Origin of the sequence: Pseudomonas sp. Root71 (assembly GCF_001429045.1) — a bacterium.
In the GTDB taxonomy this organism is placed as follows: Bacteria; Pseudomonadota; Gammaproteobacteria; order Pseudomonadales; family Pseudomonadaceae; genus Aquipseudomonas; species Aquipseudomonas monachiensis.
The window spans coordinates 91,387-109,235 of the sequence record NZ_LMHY01000001.1 but is presented as its reverse complement, the minus strand read 5'-3'; the positions used below and the strand labels follow the sequence as shown (position 1 = coordinate 109,235).

The following is a 17,849-nucleotide window of genomic DNA, read 5'->3' as shown; positions in this document are numbered from 1 at the left end:
CCCACTAGGGGGCGTTTTGAGTGGTTATCCACAGTGTAAATCAGGCAGCTGCTTTAGCGGCTGCTTCGATCTTACGTGTGATGTACCACTGTTGGGCGATCGACAGGCAGTTGTTCACTACCCAGTACAGCACCAGACCGGCCGGGAACCACAGGAAGAAGAAGGTGAAGATGATCGGCATCAGCTTCATCACCTTGGCCTGCATCGGATCCGGAGGAGTCGGGTTCAGCTGCTGCTGGATGAACATGGTTGCACCCATGATGATCGGCAGAATGAAGAACGGATCCTTGATCGACAGGTCAGTAATCCACAGCATGAACGGAGCCTGACGCATCTCGACGCTTTCCAGCAGAACCCAGTACAGCGAGAGGAAAACCGGCATCTGCACGAGGATTGGCAAGCAACCACCCAGCGGATTGATCTTCTCTTTCTTGTACAGCTCCATCATGGCTTGCGACATTTTCTGCCGATCATCGCCATGTTGCTCTTTCAGTGCAGCCAGTTTCGGCGCCACTGCACGCATGCGCGCCATGGATTTGTAGCTGGCAGCCGACAGCGGGAAGAAGATCCCTTTGATCAGCATGGTCAGGAAGATGATCGACCAGCCCCAGTTACCCACAATGGCGTGGATGTGTTGCAACAACCAGAAGATCGGTTGGGCGATGAACCACAGAATGCCGTAGTCGACCGTCAGTTCCAGACCTGGGGACAACTCTTTGAGCACGGCCTGGCTTTTCGGACCGGCGTACAGAACAGCGCTGGTCTCGGCCTTGGCACCCGGTGCAACACTCATCGATGGGCCGGTATAGCCGATGATGTAGTTGCCTTTGCTGTCTTTACGGGTCTGGACGACATTGTTTTCGCCCTTGGCCGGAATCCATGCGGTCACGAAGTAGTGCTGCAACCAGGCAACCCAACCGCCAGTGACGGTTTCTTTGAGCGGCGCCTTGTCCATGTCCTTCATGGACACTTTCTTGTACGGCTCGGAACTTGTCCACAGGGCGGCGCCCAGGTAGGTCGCGGTGCCGGTAGCCGTGGTCGACGAAGGATCGGCGCTGGCGTCGCGCTTCAACTGGGCAAACATCGCACCGGTCCAGGGCTGGGCGCTCTGGTTGTCGATCAGGTAGGAAACGGTTACGTCATACAAGCCACGTTTCACGGTGAAACGCTTGATGTAGTTGACGCCGTCCTTACTGAACTTCAGGTCTACGACCATTTGGTCCTGACCGTCAGCCAGTTGATAAACCTTCTTCTCCGAGGAATAAACCGGACGACCGGCCGGATTTGCATCCGGACCGTTGGTGCCGATCAGACCGCTTTGCGCCAGATAAGTACGTTCGCCGCCGTTATCGAACAGCTGGAACGGAATTTCCGGGTGATCCTGACGACGCGGATACAGCGGCAGGGTCAACTGGGCAACATCGCCGCCTTGTGGGTCGATAGCCAGGTCCAGTACATCCGTTTTGATCTGGATGAGGTCCTTGCTCACAGCTACCGGAGTTTCGGCAGGTGCGCTGGTGTCGCTTGCAGCACGTGGAATGTCGTCACTGGCGGAAGCGTTGGAGCCAGTTGCCGTTTCCGGCAGGCCCGGTGCAGTCGTACTGGAGGCAACATTCTGAGTCGGCAAGGCAGCCTGACCATAGTCCTGGTTCCATTTAAGAACCATAACGTAGGACACGATTGCCAGGGCGACGATCAGGATCGTGCGTTTGATATCCATGATTACTCGGCCATCGAAGAAGAACGGGAGGTAGGGATAGGTGGAACCGGGTCATAACCACCGGGATTCCACGGATGACAGCGACCTAAACGACGAAAGGTCAGCCAGCCACCGCGAAGAAGGCCATGATTTTCGATGGCTTCTAACGCGTAGCAGGAACAACTGGGGTAGAAACGACAGTGACTGGCCATCAGAGGACTAATGGCATAGCGGTAAAACTGGATCGGAACGAGTGCCAGTTTACGCATCTGGACTGTCTACCCCTACAGTTTCGGTTTTGACTGCTGGTACCGGCGAACTGCGAGCCAGACGCTTCCAGAGTTTGCCGAAATGCTGAATCAATTCGGGGTTTTCTACGTCGCCCAAACCTTTGCGCGCGACGATAACAATGTCCCAGCCGACCAGTGAATCCTGGTTCAGGCGAAACGATTCGCGCATCAGACGTTTGAGGCGATTGCGCTCGACGGAGAGCTTTACGCTCTTTTTCCCGATAACCAACCCGAGACGGGGGTGATCAAGATCGTTGTTGCGCGCAAGGAGCAGGAGATTTTTCCCCGGAACCTTGCCGGTAGGGGAGTCAAAGACTGCCTTGAATTGCCGGGGGGTAAGCAGACGCTTTTCCCGACTGAAGTCCTGACTCACCTCCAGTGCCGGATTATCAAACTGCCAGACGCGCACGACCTTTGGCGCGACGACGCGACAGGACGGCACGACCGTTCTTGGTAGCCATGCGAGCACGGAAACCGTGGGTACGAGCGCGTTTGATAGTGCTTGGTTGGAAAGTACGTTTCATTGTCGTGTTACCTGGTTCGTCCACAACGGGCCGGAATGGCCCCCGTTTTAAGAGACCGGGGATTCTAGAGAAAGCAAGCCTTCAGGTCAATTTCCAACCAGCGTTTCCTTATAAATAGATCTCCAGAGGTTTTTCGGCGCTTGCCCCTTACGTAGATATAAAAATAAGAAAGGAAAGTATTTAAAGCTTTTCTGTAAAGCTTATAAAAGCTAGGCCCGCACCCTTCTGTGGATAACTCAATTCAACCCTTGTTTTACCTGCTGTACAGAGAATGACAACTACAGTGGAAAACAGTGTTCAGCCTGTGCTGCGCTGTCGGATAACCTGTGTGTGAAAGCAGGCTTTATCCACAGGGTGGTTATCCACCGAGTTTCGCCCCCACTTGTGCAACGACCTTAACCCCGGTTATCCACAGAGCTTATGCACAGACCACTGGTCGCCTTTTTTGCGTATGAAAGGGTGATTCTTCTTGGTCGATGAACCACCTTCGTGTGGATAAGTCGGCGTCTGGTCGCTACAATGGCCGCTTGTTTTTGCCTCACCGGCTTTCAACTTAGGGGATATCCGTGTCAGTGGAACTTTGGCAGCAGTGCGTGGAGCTTTTGCGCGATGAGCTGCCTGCCCAACAATTCAACACTTGGATCCGTCCACTACAGGTCGAAGCCGAAGGCGACGAGTTGCGTGTCTATGCGCCCAATCGTTTTGTTTTGGACTGGGTCAACGAAAAATACCTGGGGCGTGTTCTCGAATTGCTCGATGAGCACGGCAATGGCATGGCGCCAGCGCTTTCCTTATTAATAGGCAGCAAACGCAGTTCGGCACCCCGTGCCGCGCCCAATGCTCCCCTGGCTGCCGCGGCTTCCCAGGCCCAGGCTGCTCAAGCGCCCGCCAGTCCGTCGCCGGCACCTGCCGCCGCGTCGACCAAGCGTGCGACGCAAAAAGTGGCCGAGGTCACCGAAGAAGAACCTTCACGTGACAGCTTCGACCCGATGGCCGGTGCCAGTTCGCAACAGGCACCTGTGCGCGCCGAGCAACGTACGGTGCAGGTCGAAGGTGCGCTCAAGCACACCAGTTACCTGAACCGCACCTTTACCTTTGAGAATTTCGTTGAAGGTAAATCCAACCAGTTGGCGCGCGCCGCCGCCTGGCAGGTGGCAGACAACCCCAAGCACGGTTACAACCCACTCTTCCTTTATGGTGGCGTCGGCCTGGGTAAAACCCACTTGATGCATGCAGTGGGTAACCATCTGTTAAAGAAGAACCCGAATGCCAAGGTGGTGTACCTGCATTCCGAGCGTTTCGTGGCGGACATGGTCAAGGCCCTGCAACTGAACGCGATCAACGAATTCAAGCGCTTCTACCGTTCGGTGGATGCGTTGCTGATCGATGACATTCAGTTCTTCGCCCGCAAGGAACGTTCCCAGGAAGAGTTTTTCCACACCTTCAACGCCCTGCTCGAAGGTGGCCAGCAGGTCATTCTCACCAGTGACCGCTACCCGAAGGAAATCGAAGGCCTTGAAGAACGCCTCAAATCCCGTTTTGGCTGGGGCCTGACCGTAGCGGTCGAGCCGCCGGAGCTGGAAACCCGCGTGGCGATCCTGATGAAGAAGGCCGATCAGGCCAAAGTCGAGCTGCCTCACGATGCCGCGTTCTTCATTGCCCAGCGCATTCGCTCCAACGTCCGTGAGCTGGAAGGCGCGCTCAAGCGTGTGATCGCCCACTCGCACTTCATGGGGCGCGACATCACCATCGAGCTGATTCGCGAATCCCTTAAAGACTTGTTGGCGTTGCAGGATAAACTGGTTTCTGTGGATAACATTCAGCGCACTGTCGCCGAGTACTACAAGATCAAGATCTCCGACTTGCTGTCCAAACGCCGTTCGCGTTCGGTCGCTCGTCCGCGTCAGGTCGCCATGGCGTTGTCCAAGGAACTGACCAACCACAGCTTGCCGGAAATCGGCGATGTGTTTGGCGGTCGCGACCATACAACGGTCTTGCACGCGTGCCGCAAGATCAACGAACTTAAGGAATCCGACGCGGACATCCGCGAGGACTACAAGAACCTGCTGCGTACGCTGACCACTTGATGAACACCAGCGCAGCTTATTAAGGCAAGGGACTAGACCATGCATTTCACCATTCAACGCGAAGCCCTGTTGAAACCCCTGCAACTGGTCGCAGGCGTCGTCGAACGCCGACAGACCTTGCCGGTACTTTCCAACGTGCTGCTGGTTGTCGAAGGCCAGCAATTGTCGCTGACCGGTACCGACCTGGAAGTCGAGCTGGTTGGTCGTGTTCAACTCGAAGAGCCGGCGGATCCGGGCTCCATCACCGTACCGGCGCGCAAGCTGATGGACATCTGCAAAAGCCTGCCGAACGATGCGCTGATCGACATCAAGGTCGACGAGCAAAAGCTTGTGGTCAAGGCTGGCCGTAGCCGCTTCACCCTGTCGACACTGCCGGCCAACGACTTCCCTACCGTGGAAGAAGGCCCGGGTTCGCTGACCTGCAGCCTGGAGCAAAGCAAGCTGCGTCGTTTGATCGAACGCACCAGCTTCGCCATGGCCCAGCAGGACGTGCGCTACTACCTCAACGGCATGCTGCTGGAAGTCTCCGCTGGTGTGATCCGCGCCGTGGCCACCGACGGTCACCGGCTGGCCATGTGCTCGATGCAGGCCGATATCGGTCAGCCGGATCGTCATCAAGTCATCGTGCCACGCAAAGGTATCCTCGAACTGGCACGCCTGCTCACCGAGCCGGACGGCAATGTCAGCATCGTACTGGGTCAGCACCACATCCGCGCCACCACTGGTGAGTTCACCTTCACCTCGAAACTGGTCGACGGCAAATTCCCGGACTACGAGCGTGTTCTGCCTAAAGGCGGCGACAAGCTGGTACTTGGCGATCGTCAGGCTCTGCGCGAAGCGTTCAGCCGTACCGCGATTCTGTCCAACGAGAAGTACCGTGGTATCCGTCTGCAACTGGCCAGCGGTCAGCTGAAGATCCAGGCGAACAACCCGGAACAGGAAGAAGCGGAAGAAGAAGTGGGCGTTGAATACAACGGCGGCTCCCTGGAAATCGGCTTTAACGTGAGCTACCTGCTTGACGTACTGGGCGTGATGACCACCGAGCAGGTTCGCCTGATCCTGTCCGACTCCAACAGCAGTGCGCTGGTACAGGAATCGGATAACGACGACTCGGCCTACGTTGTCATGCCGATGCGTCTGTAATCATGCCCAGCAGAAGCTAGATGTCCTTAAGTCGCGTCTCGGTCACCGCGGTGCGCAATCTGCACCCGGTGACCTTCTCCCCCTCCCCCCGCATCAATATTCTTTACGGCGCCAACGGCAGCGGCAAAACCAGTGTTCTGGAAGCCATCCATCTGCTGGGGCTTGCCCGTTCGTTTCGCAGCACCCGTCTGTTGCCGGTCATTCAATATGAACAACTGGCATGCACGGTCTTTGGCCAGGTTGAGCTAGCGGAGGGTGGGCATAGCGCCTTGGGCATATCACGGGATCGACAGGGCGAATTCCAGATCCGTATCGATGGGCAGAATGCTCGCAGCGCCGCGCAACTGGCCGAGATCCTGCCACTGCAGCTGATCAATCCGGACAGTTTTCGATTGCTGGAAGGTGCACCGAAGATTCGCCGGCAGTTTCTTGACTGGGGGGTGTTCCACGTGGAACCGCGCTTCATGTCAACCTGGCAGCGCTTGCAGAAGGCCCTGCGCCAGAGAAACTCTTGGCTTCGGCATGGTACACTTGACGCCGTTTCGCAAGCGGTTTGGGACAGGGAACTGTGCCAGGCCAGCGCTGAAATTGATGAATACCGCCGCGCTTATATCAAAGCCTTGAAACCAGTCTTTGAACAAACCTTGAGCGATCTGGTTGAGCTTGAAGGCTTGACGCTCAGCTATTACCGCGGCTGGGACAAGGACCGTGAACTGAGTACTGTGCTCGCCGGGTCTCTTCAGCGGGACCAGCAAATGGGGCATACCCAGGCCGGACCACAACGTGCTGATTTGCGGCTCAGACTGGGCGCGCATAACGCTGCGGACATCTTGTCCCGTGGCCAGCAGAAGTTGGTGGTTTGCGCATTGCGGATTGCCCAAGGTCACTTGGTCAGCCAGGCTCGACGCGGTCAGTGTATTTATCTGGTGGATGACTTGCCGTCCGAACTGGACGAGCACCACCGTCGCGCGCTTTGCCGCTTGTTGGAAGACTTACGCTGCCAGGTCTTTATCACCTGTGTAGATCACGAATTATTGAGGGAAGGCTGGCAGACGGAAACGCCAGTCGCTCTGTTCCACGTGGAACAGGGCCGTATCACCCAGACCCACGACCATCGGGAGTGAAGGCATTGAGCGAAGAAAATACGTACGACTCAACGAGCATTAAAGTGCTGAAAGGCCTGGATGCCGTACGCAAACGTCCCGGTATGTACATTGGTGACACCGACGATGGCAGCGGTCTGCACCACATGGTGTTCGAAGTGGTCGATAACTCGATCGACGAAGCTCTCGCCGGCCACTGCGACGACATCAGCATCATCATTCACCCGGATGAGTCCATAACCGTTCGTGACAACGGTCGTGGCATCCCGGTAGACGTGCACAAAGAAGAAGGTGTTTCGGCAGCCGAGGTCATCATGACCGTACTGCATGCCGGCGGTAAGTTCGACGACAACTCCTACAAAGTATCCGGTGGCCTGCACGGTGTAGGTGTGTCGGTAGTGAACGCACTGTCCAAAGAGCTTGTTCTTACGGTGCGCCGCAGCGGCAAAATCTGGGAACAGACTTACGTCCACGGTGTTCCACAAGAACCGATGAAAATCGTTGGTGAGAGTGAAACCACCGGCACCCAGATTCACTTCAAGCCATCGGCCGAGACGTTCAAGAACATCCACTTCAGCTGGGACATCCTGGCCAAGCGGATTCGTGAACTGTCCTTCCTCAACTCCGGTGTCGGCATCGTCCTCAAGGATGAGCGCAGCGGCAAGGAAGAGTTGTTCAAGTACGAAGGCGGCCTGCGAGCGTTCGTTGAATACCTGAACACCAACAAGACTGCGGTCAACCAGGTGTTTCACTTCAATATTCAGCGCGAAGACGGCATCGGCGTGGAAATCGCCTTGCAGTGGAACGACAGCTTCAACGAGAACCTGTTGTGTTTCACCAACAACATTCCACAGCGCGATGGCGGTACTCACCTGGTGGGTTTCCGTTCCGCACTGACGCGTAACCTGAATACCTATATCGAAGCCGAAGGTCTGGCGAAGAAGCACAAAGTCGCGACCACCGGTGACGATGCCCGTGAAGGCCTGACCGCGATCATTTCGGTGAAAGTACCGGATCCGAAGTTCAGTTCCCAGACCAAAGACAAGCTGGTTTCTTCCGAAGTGAAGACCGCGGTCGAACAGGAAATGGGCAAGTACTTCTCCGACTTCCTGCTGGAAAACCCGAACGAAGCCAAGCTGGTCGTCGGCAAGATGATCGATGCGGCACGTGCTCGTGAAGCGGCGCGTAAAGCCCGTGAAATGACCCGTCGTAAAGGCGCGCTGGATATCGCCGGCCTGCCGGGTAAACTGGCTGACTGTCAGGAAAAAGACCCTGCCCTTTCCGAACTGTACCTCGTGGAAGGTGACTCTGCTGGCGGCTCCGCCAAGCAGGGACGTAACCGTCGGACCCAGGCCATCCTGCCGCTGAAGGGCAAGATCCTGAACGTCGAGAAGGCGCGTTTTGACAAGATGATCTCTTCGCAAGAAGTAGGCACCTTGATCACCGCGCTGGGCTGCGGCATCGGCCGCGACGAGTACAACATCGACAAGCTGCGTTACCACAACATCATCATCATGACCGATGCTGACGTCGACGGTTCGCACATCCGTACCCTGCTGCTGACCTTCTTCTTCCGTCAGTTGCCGGAGCTGATCGAACGCGGCTACATCTACATCGCTCAGCCACCGCTGTACAAGGTCAAGAAAGGCAAGCAAGAGCAATACATCAAAGACGACGACGCCATGGAAGAGTACATGACGCAGTCGGCTCTGGAAGATGCGAGCCTGCACCTGAACGAGGATGCACCGGGTATCTCCGGCGAAGCCCTCGAGCGCCTGGTGAATGACTTCCGTCTGGTGATGAAGACCCTCAAGCGTCTGTCGCGCCTGTACCCACAGGAGCTGACCGAGCACTTCATCTACCTGCCAGCGGTGAGCATGGAGCAACTGTCCGATCACGCAGCGATGCAAGATTGGCTGGCCCAGTACGAAGTGCGTCTGCGCACCGTCGAGAAGTCGGGTCTGGTCTACAAGGCCAGCCTGCGTGAAGACCGTGAGCGTGGTGTGTGGCTGCCAGAGGTCGAACTGATCTCCCACGGCCTGTCGAACTACGTCACCTTCAACCGCGACTTCTTCGGCAGTAACGATTACAAGACTGTCGTTTCGCTAGGCGCTCAACTGAGCACCCTGCTGGACGACGGCGCGTACATCCAGCGTGGCGAGCGCAAGAAGCCGGTGACCGAGTTCAAGGAAGCCCTTGAATGGCTGATGGCTGAAAGCACCAAGCGTCACACCATCCAGCGATACAAAGGTCTGGGCGAAATGAACCCGGATCAGCTGTGGGAAACCACCATGGACCCAAGCCAGCGCCGGATGCTCAAAGTGACCATCGAAGACGCCATTGGCGCGGACCAGATCTTCAACACCCTGATGGGTGATGCGGTCGAACCACGTCGTGACTTCATCGAGAGCAACGCTTTGGCGGTGTCCAACCTGGATTTCTGATCCCGGTCGATACCAACGAAAAGGCCAACGCATTGCGTTGGCCTTTTTTATTGTCTCGCCGGAGCAACGCGCGGTCCCGTTGCGGCTCCTGTCTCACGATCTGTGGGCGAATCGAGTGTCGGATTAAGTTCGGTGGGATAGACATTCAGGCTGCAAATTCCGCTGTTTGCAGAATGAAACCGGGTGATCCAGGCCGCCCCGTCAGGTCGACAGCCAGTGTTTGTTCCAGGCATAAAAAAACCGGCTATATCAGCCGGTTTTTTTACGTCCAAAAAAAACTTATGCACGTTTTTATGGTTTTTATCATTCAAAAAAATATGTAAAAAAATCATAAGGTTACATACAAAAAACGACGGTTTTCAATGAAACGGTACACAGGTTATCCACAGAATCTCAGACAGCCACCTGATCGTTTGAAACCGGCGCTTGCGGAGCCGGTGGTAGCGAGCCCATTTCCCGTTGCATCTGCTCGTTCCACGCCTGGACCCGGTCGTTCAATTCAGCGATGGCTCGCGGTCCGGTGCCTGCGGCATACATCGGCTCGCCAATGATCACAGTGATGACGCCCTGCTTCTTCACCCAACCGGTTTTCGGCCAGAACTTGCCTGCGTTGTGCGCAATTGGCAGCACCGGCAATTCGGCGTTGACCGCCAAGGCGCTGCCACCGCGCGAGAACTTTCCAACGGTGCCGAAAGGAACGCGCGTGCCTTCGGGGAAGATCAGCACCCAGACATTGTCCTTGAGCAACTCATCACCCTTTTGCGCCACATGCTTGAGTGCGGCTTTCGGGTTGTCGCGATCGATGGCGATCGGTCGCAGCATGGCCATGGCCCAACCGAAGAACGGCACATAGAGCAATTCACGCTTAAGCACCTGGCTCAGCGGCGAGAAGTAGGCAGAGAGAAAGAACGTCTCCCACGTGCTCTGGTGATTCGACTGAATGACGCAAGGCCGTTCAGGTACGTTCTCGGCCCCCTTCACTTCGTAGCGAATGCCCAAAAACACTTTGCTCAGCCACAAGGCGCAGCGGCACCAGTACACGTTGATGAAGCGATAACGTGCCTTGAATGGCAGAAACGGCGCGATAAAAAAACTCAGGCTGCACCACAGCAAGGAGCTGGTGCCCAGCAGCAGGTAAAAGAGGAAGGTTCTGATGGCCTGCAATATCGACATGGTGACGTTTACCGTTGCGGGCAATACCCGCCTGTATAAAGCGCACTCCTGATCAATCCTTTGCCAGGAAATTCAGAAGCACTCTAATTGTGGATAAGTTCTGCGGCAATCGCCGCCAGATCGTCAAAAATCAATGTGCCAACCGGAAGGGTCAAGCCCTGAGTCTTTTCGCCTTTCCCGGTCTTTACCAAAACTGGCTGTGAATCGACGGCTTTGGCGGCTTCCAGGTCACCAAGGCTGTCGCCGACGAACCAGAGATTGGTCAGCGACACGTTGTAATGAGCGGCGATGGTTTTCAGCATCCCGGGTTTCGGCTTGCGGCAATCGCAGCCTTCGTCCGGCCCGTGCGGGCAATAGACGATCAGGCCGACTTCACCGCCCTGCTCCGCCACCAGCGCGCGCAAGCGCTCGTGCATGGCATCCAGGGTGGCGAGGTCGTAATAGCCGCGAGCGATACCCGACTGGTTGGTAGCGACCGCTACCGTCCAGCCGGCCTTGCTCAACTGCGCGATGGCTTCGATCGAACCGGGGAGTGGAATCCACTCCTCCACCGACTTGATGTAAGCGTCGGAGTCGTAATTGATCACTCCGTCCCGATCGAGAATCAGCAGTTTCAACAGCAATCCCTCAGCCCAGCAGCGAAATGTCGGCGACGCCGAGGAACAACCCACGCAGACGCGCCAGCAACGCATAACGGTTGGCGCGGACTTTTGCGTCCTCCGCGTTGACCATCACAGCTTCGAAGAACGCATCCACCGGCTCGCGCAGTGCAGCCAGGCGTGCCAGGGATTCGCTGTACTGACGCGAGGCGGCCATTGGCTGTACAGCCTGGTCAGCCTGCTGGATCGCCGAGTACAGGGAGAACTCGTTGGCGTTGTCGAAGTACTTGGCCTCCACGACTGTCGGAACGGAGCCTTCGACCTTGCTCAGCAAGTTCGACACGCGCTTGTTCACGGCGGCCAGGGCGGCGGCTTCCGGCAGTTTGCGGAAGGCCTGTACCGCTTGCACGCGCTGGTCGAAGTCCAGGGCCGAGCCTGGCTTCAGGGCACGTACAGACAGGTAGGTCGCGACATCGACACCTTCGTCTTCGTAGCGGGCACGCAGGCGGTCGAAGATGAACTCAAGTACCGATTCGTTCAGGCCGGCTGCCTTGACCTTGGTACCGAATGCATTCACAGCGAAGGCCACGGCGTCGTTCAGGTCCAGATCCAGTTGCTTCTCGATCAGGATACGCAACACGCCCAGTGCGGCACGGCGCAGGGCGTACGGGTCTTTGCTGCCGGTCGGCAGCATGCCGATACCGAAGATACCCACGAGGGTGTCGAGCTTGTCGGCGATGGCCACGGCCGCACCGGTCAGGGTGCTAGGCAGTTCAGCGCCGGCACCGCGCGGCATGTACTGCTCGTTCAGGGCCAGTGCGACATCTTCCGGCTCGCCATCGTTGAGGGCGTAGTAGTAACCGGCGACACCTTGCATCTCCGGGAACTCGCCGACCATCTCGGTCGACAGGTCGCACTTGGACAGCAGGCCCGCACGAGCAGCCCACGAAGCGTTGCCGCCAATGCGCGCTGCGATGTAAGCGGCGAGTTTGGAAACACGTTCGGCCTTGTCGTAGACGCTGCCGAGTTTTTCCTGGAACACCACGTTCTGCAGGCGCAGGTTGAAGTCTTCGAGCTTCTGCTTCTTGTCTTGCTTGAAGAAGAACTCGGCGTCGGTCAGGCGTGGACGAACCACTTTCTCGTTACCGGCGATGATCTGCTGTGGGTCTTTGCTCTCGATGTTGGCCACGGTAATGAAACGTGGCAGCAACTTGCCGTCGGCGTCCAGCAGGCAGAAGTACTTCTGGTTGTCCTGCATGGTGGTGATCAGGGCTTCCTGCGGCACGTCGAGGAAGCGCTCCTCGAACGAGCACACCAGCGGCACTGGCCATTCGACCAGCGCGGTCACTTCATCGAGCAGGGCTGGCGGAACGATTGCCGTGCCTTCCTGACGGGTGGCCAGCTCTTCGGTGCGCTTGCTGATGATCTCGCGACGCTCGTTGGCGTCGGCCAGAACGTAGGCGGCACGCAGGTCGGCCAGGTAGCTGGACGGCGAACCGATGCGCACGTTTTCCGGGTGATGGAAGCGGTGGCCACGGGAGTCGCGGCCGGCCTTCTGGGCGAGGATGGTGCAATCGATGACCTGGTCACCGAGCAGCATCACCAACCACTGGGTCGGACGAACGAACTCTTCCTTGCGCGCACCCCAACGCATGCGTTTCGGGATCGGCAGGTCGTTCAGGGAATCTTCGACGATGGTCGGCAGCAGGCTTGCGGTCGCCTTGCCGGCGATGCTCTGGCTGTAGCGCAGTTTCGGGCCGCTCTGATCGATTTCGCTCAGGTCGACGCCGCACTTCTTGGCAAAGCCCAGTGCCGCTTGGGTCGGGTTGCCTTCGGCATCGAACGCGGCCTGACGTGGGGGGCCGTCGAGGTTGATGCTGCGATCCGGCTGCTGGGTAGCCAGTGCGGTGATCAGCACGGCCAGGCGGCGCGGGGCGGCATAAACGGTTTTGCTCTCGTAGTTCAGGCCGGCAGCTTGCAGGCCCTTGTCGATACCGGCGAGGAATGCCTCGGCCAGGGTGTTCAGGGCTTTGGGTGGCAGTTCTTCAGTGCCCAGTTCAACCAGAAAATCCAGAGCACTCATTGTGCAGCCTCCAGCTTGGCCAGTACTTCATCACGCAGGTCCGGGGTCGCCATCGGGAAGCCCAGCTTGGCACGAGCCAGCAGGTAGGCTTGCGCAACGGAACGCGCCAGGGTGCGTACACGCAGGATGTATTGCTGACGCGCAGTCACGGAAATCGCCCGGCGCGCATCCAGCAGGTTGAAGGTATGGGAAGCCTTCAACACCATTTCGTAGCTCGGCAACGGCAGCGGCTGGTCGAGTTCGATCAGGCGCTTGGCTTCGCTTTCGTAGAAATCGAACAGTTCGAACAGCTTGTCGACGTTGGCGTGTTCGAAGTTGTAAGTGGACTGCTCCACTTCGTTCTGGTGGAACACGTCGCCGTAGGTCACTTTGCCGAACGGACCGTCAGCCCAGACCAGGTCGTAGACCGAGTCCACGCCTTGCAGGTACATGGCCAGACGCTCGAGACCGTAGGTGATCTCACCGGTCACCGGGTAGCACTCGATGCCACCCGCTTGCTGGAAGTAGGTGAATTGGGTCACTTCCATGCCGTTGAGCCAGACTTCCCAGCCCAGACCCCAGGCGCCGAGGGTCGGCGATTCCCAGTTGTCTTCGACGAAGCGGATGTCGTGGACCAGCGGGTCCAGGCCGACGTGCTTGAGGGAGCCCAGGTACAGTTCCTGGAAGTTGTCCGGGTTCGGCTTGAGGACCACCTGGAACTGGTAGTAGTGCTGCAGACGGTTCGGGTTTTCGCCGTAGCGGCCGTCAGTCGGACGACGGCTTGGCTGCACGTAGGCAGCGTTCCAGGTTTCCGGGCCGATGGCGCGCAGGAACGTTGCGGTGTGGAAAGTGCCGGCGCCTACTTCCATATCGTAGGGCTGAAGTACCACACAACCTTGCTCGGCCCAGTATTGCTGGAGGGCGAGGATCAAGTCTTGGAAGGTACGCACGGCTGGCGTAGGCTGGCTCACGAAATTCACCTGTTTCTTGGGCTGCGATTTAAAGAGCGGGAGTATACCCGATTCATTGCTGCGCACGCCCCCTGGAGCCTTATGCCACGCTGCTTTTGGTGTTCCGAAGATCCGCTGTACATGGCTTATCACGATCAGGAGTGGGGCACGCCGCTACGCGATGCGCAGGGTTTGTTCGAGTTGCTTTTGCTCGAAGGGTTCCAGGCCGGGCTTTCCTGGATCACTGTGCTGCGCAAACGCGAGCACTATCGCCAGGTGATGTTCGGCTTTGATGTCCAGCGCGTGGCGCAGATGAGCGATGCCGAAATCGACGAGTTGATGCTCGATCCCGGCATCATCCGCAACCGCCTCAAGCTCAACGCGGCCCGGCGCAATGCCCAGGCCTGGCTGGCGCTGGAGGACCCGGTGGCGTTTCTCTGGTCGTTCGTCGGTGGCGTGCCTGTGATCAATCATTTCAAGGATCGCAGTGAAGTCCCGGCCGTGACGCCGATCGCCGTGGAAATGAGCAAAGGCCTGAAAAAAGCCGGTTTCACGTTCGTCGGGCCGACCATTTGCTATGCGCTAATGCAGGCTTCGGGCATGGTGATGGATCACACCCGGGACTGCGACCGCTACGCGCAGTTGGCGAACGGCGGTTAGAATGGCCGCCTCGCGCACAGCACAAAATCAGGAGTGACCTGTGGATAAGTTGAAAGGCGCCTTGCTGGTAGGCGCTCTGCGGCTGTTTGCCCTGCTTCCGTGGCGGGCCGTGCAGGCCGTCGGCTCGGCGATTGGCTGGGTCATGTGGAAAACCCCGAACCGTTCCCGCGACGTGGTGCGGATCAACCTGTCCAAGTGCTTTCCGGACATGGACCCCGCCGAGCGCGAACGTTTAGTCGGACAGAGCCTTAAGGACATCGGCAAGTCCCTGACCGAAAGCGCCTGCGCCTGGATCTGGCCGGCCCAGCGCTCCATCGACCTGGTGCGCGAGGTTGAAGGCCTCGACATCTTGAAGGACGCCCTCGCCTCCGGCAAAGGCGTGGTCGGTATCACCAGCCACCTGGGCAACTGGGAAGTGCTGAACCACTTCTATTGCAGCCAGTGCAAACCGATCATTTTCTACCGCCCGCCGAAGTTGAAAGCGGTGGATGAATTGCTGCAAAAGCAGCGGGTGCAGTTGGGTAACAAAGTCGCCGCTTCCACCAAGGAAGGCATCCTCAGCGTCATCAAGGAAGTGCGCAAAGGTGGTGCAGTGGGCATTCCCGCTGACCCGGAACCGTCCGAATCCGCCGGGATCTTCGTGCCGTTCTTCGCCACCCAGGCGCTGACCAGCAAGTTCGTGCCGAACATGCTGGCCGGCGGCAAAGCGGTCGGCGTGTTCCTGCATGCCCTGCGCCTGCCGGACGGTTCCGGCTACAAAGTGATCCTTGAAGCTGCGCCAGAGGCCATGTACAGCACCGATACCGCGCAGTCCTGCGCGGCCATGAGCCAGGTGGTCGAGCGCTATGTGCGGGCATACCCGAGCCAGTACATGTGGAGCATGAAGCGCTTCAAGAAGCGTCCGCCGGGTGAAGAGCGTTGGTATTGAATCGATTGGCATGATCTGTGGATGACCCTGGACTCGGGGTTATCCACAACCGTTCACTCAAGGGCGCAGAAGATGTCCGAACACCGCAAGTCATTCCGCATCAAGATCAGTCACGAAAGCTTTGGCGATTGCCTGGGGCAGACGCGCAACCTGTCGACCACCGGCGTTTACGTCAAGCATCCGGGGTTGTCGACTTTGCCCAAAGGCGCGGTGGTTTACGGTCAGGTGCAGGGCTTACCCACAGGCGCGCCGCGGGTGCGTATGGAAGTAGTGCAGGTGGATGCCGAGGGAATCGGTTTGCGTTATCTCTGATCAGTACGCCTGACGCTCGAGCTTCTTCAGGAACACCGTCATTTCCTTTTCGGCCTGCTTGTCGCCATGGGCGCGAGCGGCTTCCAGACCTTGCTCCCAGGCTTGGCGCGCGGCCGTAAAGTCCGCCAGCGCCAGATGGGCCTTGCCCAGTAGTTTCCATGCCGCCGAATACTTCGGATCGAATTCGACGCAGCGTTGGAAATGCTCCGCAGCCTTGGCGTTTTCCCCCAGATCCAGATAGCCCTTGCCCAGGCCGAAGCGCAGCAATGAGTTATCCACACCCTTGGCGAGCATTTTTTCCAGGGATTCGATCATCAGTGGATTCCTTTTTGAGGTGTGTCAGGAAAATATCCGGTATCTGGAAGTCCGCTATCGCGAGCAAGCTCGCTCCCACAGTTGATCTTCAGAAACACAAATGCTGTGTACGACCGAGAACCCTGTGGGAGCGAGCTTGCTCGCGATGAGGCCAGTCTGATCGCCGAAAAATCCGGATCAGAAGAAGCTCAACCCCACATGAAACAGCTTCTCCACATCGCGAATATGCTTTTTATCCACAAGGAACAGAATCACATGGTCGCCCGCTTCGATCACGGTGTTGTCGTGGGCGATGATCACTTCTTCGTCGCGGATAATCGCACCGATGGTGGTGCCTGGCGGCAGGCCGATGTTCTCGATGGCCTTGCCGATCACCTTGCTCGATTTCGCATCGCCATGGGCAATTGCCTCGATGGCCTCCGCCGCACCCCGGCGCAGTGAGTGCACGCTGACGATGTCGCCTCGGCGCACGTGGGCCAGCAAGGTGCCGATGGTCGCCAGTTGCGGGCTGATGGCGATGTCGATGTCGCCGCCCTGGATCAGATCGACATAGGCCGGGTTGTTGATGATGGTCATCACCTTCTTCGCGCCCAGTCGCTTGGCCAGCAACGATGACATGATGTTGGCTTCGTCGTCGTTGGTCAGCGCCAGGAACAGGTCGGCGTCGGCGATGTTCTCTTCCATCAGCAGGTCGCGGTCTGAAGCACTGCCCTGCAACACTACCGTGCTGTCCAGTGTGTCGGAGAGATGACGGCAGCGCGCCGGGTTCATCTCGATGATTTTCACCTGATAACGGCTTTCGATGGCCTCGGCCAGACGCTCGCCAATCTGCCCGCCACCGGCGATGACGATGCGTTTATAGGTTTCGTCGAGACGGCGCATTTCGCTCATCACCGCGCGAATATTCGCCTTGGCGGCGATGAAAAACACCTCGTCGTCGGCCTCGATCACCGTGTCGCCCTGGGGCAGGATCGGCCGGTCACGACGGAAAATCGCCGCGACGCGGGTTTCCACGTTCGGCATGTGTTCACGCAACTGCCGCAGTTGCTGGCCCACCAGCGGCCCGCCGTAGTACGCCCGTACCGCCACCAGTTGCGCCTTGCCTTCGGCGAAGTCGATCACCTGCAAGGCGCCGGGGTGCTGGATCAGGCGCTTTATATAGTTGGTGACCACTTGTTCCGGGCTGATCAGAACGTCCACCGGAATCGCTTCGTTCTGGAACAGCTGCTCTTCGCGGGTCAGGTACGCGGCTTCGCGAACCCGGGCGATCTTGGTCGGGGTGTGGAACAGGGTATGGGCGACCTGGCAGGCGACCATGTTGGTTTCGTCGCTGTTGGTCACCGCGACCAGCATGTCGGCGTCATCCGCTCCGGCTTGGCGCAACACGGTCGGGAATGAGCCACGACCTTGTACCGTGCGGATGTCCAGGCGGTCACCAAGGTCGCGCAGGCGCTCGCCATCGGTGTCGACCACAGTAATGTCGTTGGCTTCACTGGCCAGGTGTTCGGCCAGCGAACCGCCGACCTGCCCTGCACCAAGGATGATGATTTTCATCCAGTC

Annotated in this window: 17 protein-coding genes; 7 read left to right on the top strand and 10 right to left on the bottom strand. The window is 58.0% G+C overall.

Annotated elements, in window-relative coordinates:
* Positions 1 to 40: 40 nt before the first annotated feature.
* The 4 genes from yidC to rpmH are packed head-to-tail and all read right to left on the bottom strand — an operon-like array spanning position 41 to position 2,513.
* Positions 41 to 1,720 (bottom strand): membrane protein insertase YidC, encoded by a 1,680-nt coding sequence (yidC, locus tag ASD95_RS00535; RefSeq protein WP_056726771.1) that lies wholly within the window; start codon positions 1,718 to 1,720, stop codon positions 41 to 43.
* Positions 1,721 to 1,722: 2 nt separating this feature from the next.
* Positions 1,723 to 1,968 carry a membrane protein insertion efficiency factor YidD gene (yidD, locus tag ASD95_RS28175; RefSeq protein ID WP_010207715.1) on the bottom strand — a complete coding sequence of 82 codons (246 nt, stop codon included), beginning with the start codon at positions 1,966 to 1,968 and terminating at the stop codon, positions 1,723 to 1,725.
* A complete protein-coding gene (rnpA, locus tag ASD95_RS00530; RefSeq protein ID WP_056727027.1) occupies positions 1,961 to 2,362 on the bottom strand; it encodes a ribonuclease P protein component in 402 nt (133 codons plus the stop codon). Before rnpA ends, yidD begins: the two co-directional genes overlap by 8 nt.
* 16 nt (positions 2,363 to 2,378) lie before the next feature.
* Positions 2,379 to 2,513, bottom strand: coding sequence for a 50S ribosomal protein L34 (rpmH, locus tag ASD95_RS28170; RefSeq protein ID WP_003213577.1), 135 nt, complete (start codon positions 2,511 to 2,513; stop codon positions 2,379 to 2,381).
* 566 nt (positions 2,514 to 3,079) lie between these two features.
* On the opposite strand from rpmH, the gene dnaA reads away from it, so the two are divergent.
* From dnaA to gyrB, 4 genes are read left to right on the top strand one after another with little or no spacing between them, the layout of a single operon-like run.
* Positions 3,080 to 4,600, top strand: coding sequence for a chromosomal replication initiator protein DnaA (gene dnaA, locus ASD95_RS00525; RefSeq protein WP_056726770.1), 1,521 nt, complete (start codon positions 3,080 to 3,082; stop codon positions 4,598 to 4,600).
* A 39-nt stretch (positions 4,601 to 4,639) separates the two neighbouring features.
* Entirely contained in the window at positions 4,640 to 5,743 is a 1,104-nt protein-coding gene (gene dnaN, locus ASD95_RS00520; RefSeq protein WP_007969885.1) for a DNA polymerase III subunit beta, read from the top strand.
* A gap of 20 nt (positions 5,744 to 5,763) precedes the next feature.
* Positions 5,764 to 6,867 carry a DNA replication/repair protein RecF gene (gene recF, locus ASD95_RS00515; protein WP_056726769.1) on the top strand — a complete coding sequence of 368 codons (1,104 nt, stop codon included), beginning with the start codon at positions 5,764 to 5,766 and terminating at the stop codon, positions 6,865 to 6,867.
* Between the two features lie 5 nt (positions 6,868 to 6,872).
* The gene (gene gyrB / locus ASD95_RS00510; protein WP_056727026.1) at positions 6,873 to 9,290 is read left to right on the top strand and encodes a DNA topoisomerase (ATP-hydrolyzing) subunit B; all 2,418 of its coding nucleotides are present in this window, start codon (positions 6,873 to 6,875) and stop codon (positions 9,288 to 9,290) included.
* A 393-nt stretch (positions 9,291 to 9,683) separates the two neighbouring features.
* Here gyrB and ASD95_RS00505 read toward each other — a convergent pair whose 3' ends face one another.
* The 4 genes from ASD95_RS00505 to glyQ form a co-directional block, all read right to left on the bottom strand.
* Positions 9,684 to 10,463 (bottom strand): lysophospholipid acyltransferase family protein, encoded by a 780-nt coding sequence (locus ASD95_RS00505; RefSeq protein ID WP_056726768.1) that lies wholly within the window; start codon positions 10,461 to 10,463, stop codon positions 9,684 to 9,686.
* A gap of 83 nt (positions 10,464 to 10,546) precedes the next feature.
* On the bottom strand, positions 10,547 to 11,086 hold the full coding sequence (gene gmhB, locus ASD95_RS00500; RefSeq protein WP_177336487.1) for a D-glycero-beta-D-manno-heptose 1,7-bisphosphate 7-phosphatase: 540 nt from the start codon (positions 11,084 to 11,086) through the stop codon (positions 10,547 to 10,549).
* A 4-nt stretch (positions 11,087 to 11,090) separates the two neighbouring features.
* Positions 11,091 to 13,145, bottom strand: coding sequence for a glycine--tRNA ligase subunit beta (glyS, locus tag ASD95_RS00495; RefSeq protein WP_008045717.1), 2,055 nt, complete (start codon positions 13,143 to 13,145; stop codon positions 11,091 to 11,093).
* A complete protein-coding gene (glyQ, locus tag ASD95_RS00490) occupies positions 13,142 to 14,095 on the bottom strand; it encodes a glycine--tRNA ligase subunit alpha (RefSeq protein ID WP_003187265.1) in 954 nt (317 codons plus the stop codon). The genes glyS and glyQ overlap by 4 nt, the downstream gene beginning before the upstream one ends.
* A gap of 81 nt (positions 14,096 to 14,176) precedes the next feature.
* Between glyQ and ASD95_RS00485 the strand changes: the two genes are divergently transcribed.
* The 3 genes from ASD95_RS00485 to ASD95_RS00475 all read left to right on the top strand — a co-directional run bounded on the left by ASD95_RS00485 (position 14,177) and on the right by ASD95_RS00475 (position 15,974).
* Positions 14,177 to 14,734: a DNA-3-methyladenine glycosylase I gene (locus tag ASD95_RS00485; RefSeq protein ID WP_056726766.1), complete on the top strand. Its 558-nt coding sequence runs from the start codon at positions 14,177 to 14,179 to the stop codon at positions 14,732 to 14,734.
* A gap of 40 nt (positions 14,735 to 14,774) precedes the next feature.
* Positions 14,775 to 15,662 carry a lysophospholipid acyltransferase gene (locus ASD95_RS00480; RefSeq protein ID WP_008045719.1) on the top strand — a complete coding sequence of 296 codons (888 nt, stop codon included), beginning with the start codon at positions 14,775 to 14,777 and terminating at the stop codon, positions 15,660 to 15,662.
* Between the two features lie 72 nt (positions 15,663 to 15,734).
* Complete coding sequence (locus tag ASD95_RS00475; protein ID WP_056726765.1) at positions 15,735 to 15,974, top strand: PilZ domain-containing protein; 240 nt, start codon at positions 15,735 to 15,737, stop codon at positions 15,972 to 15,974.
* Here ASD95_RS00475 and ASD95_RS00470 read toward each other — a convergent pair whose 3' ends face one another.
* Positions 15,975 to 16,292, bottom strand: a complete 318-nt coding sequence (locus ASD95_RS00470) for a tetratricopeptide repeat protein (protein ID WP_177336489.1) — start codon at positions 16,290 to 16,292, stop codon at positions 15,975 to 15,977. It abuts the gene before it with no gap.
* A gap of 174 nt (positions 16,293 to 16,466) precedes the next feature.
* The gene (gene trkA / locus ASD95_RS00465) at positions 16,467 to 17,843 is read right to left on the bottom strand and encodes a Trk system potassium transporter TrkA (protein ID WP_056726763.1); all 1,377 of its coding nucleotides are present in this window, start codon (positions 17,841 to 17,843) and stop codon (positions 16,467 to 16,469) included.
* Positions 17,844 to 17,849: the final 6 nt, after the last annotated feature.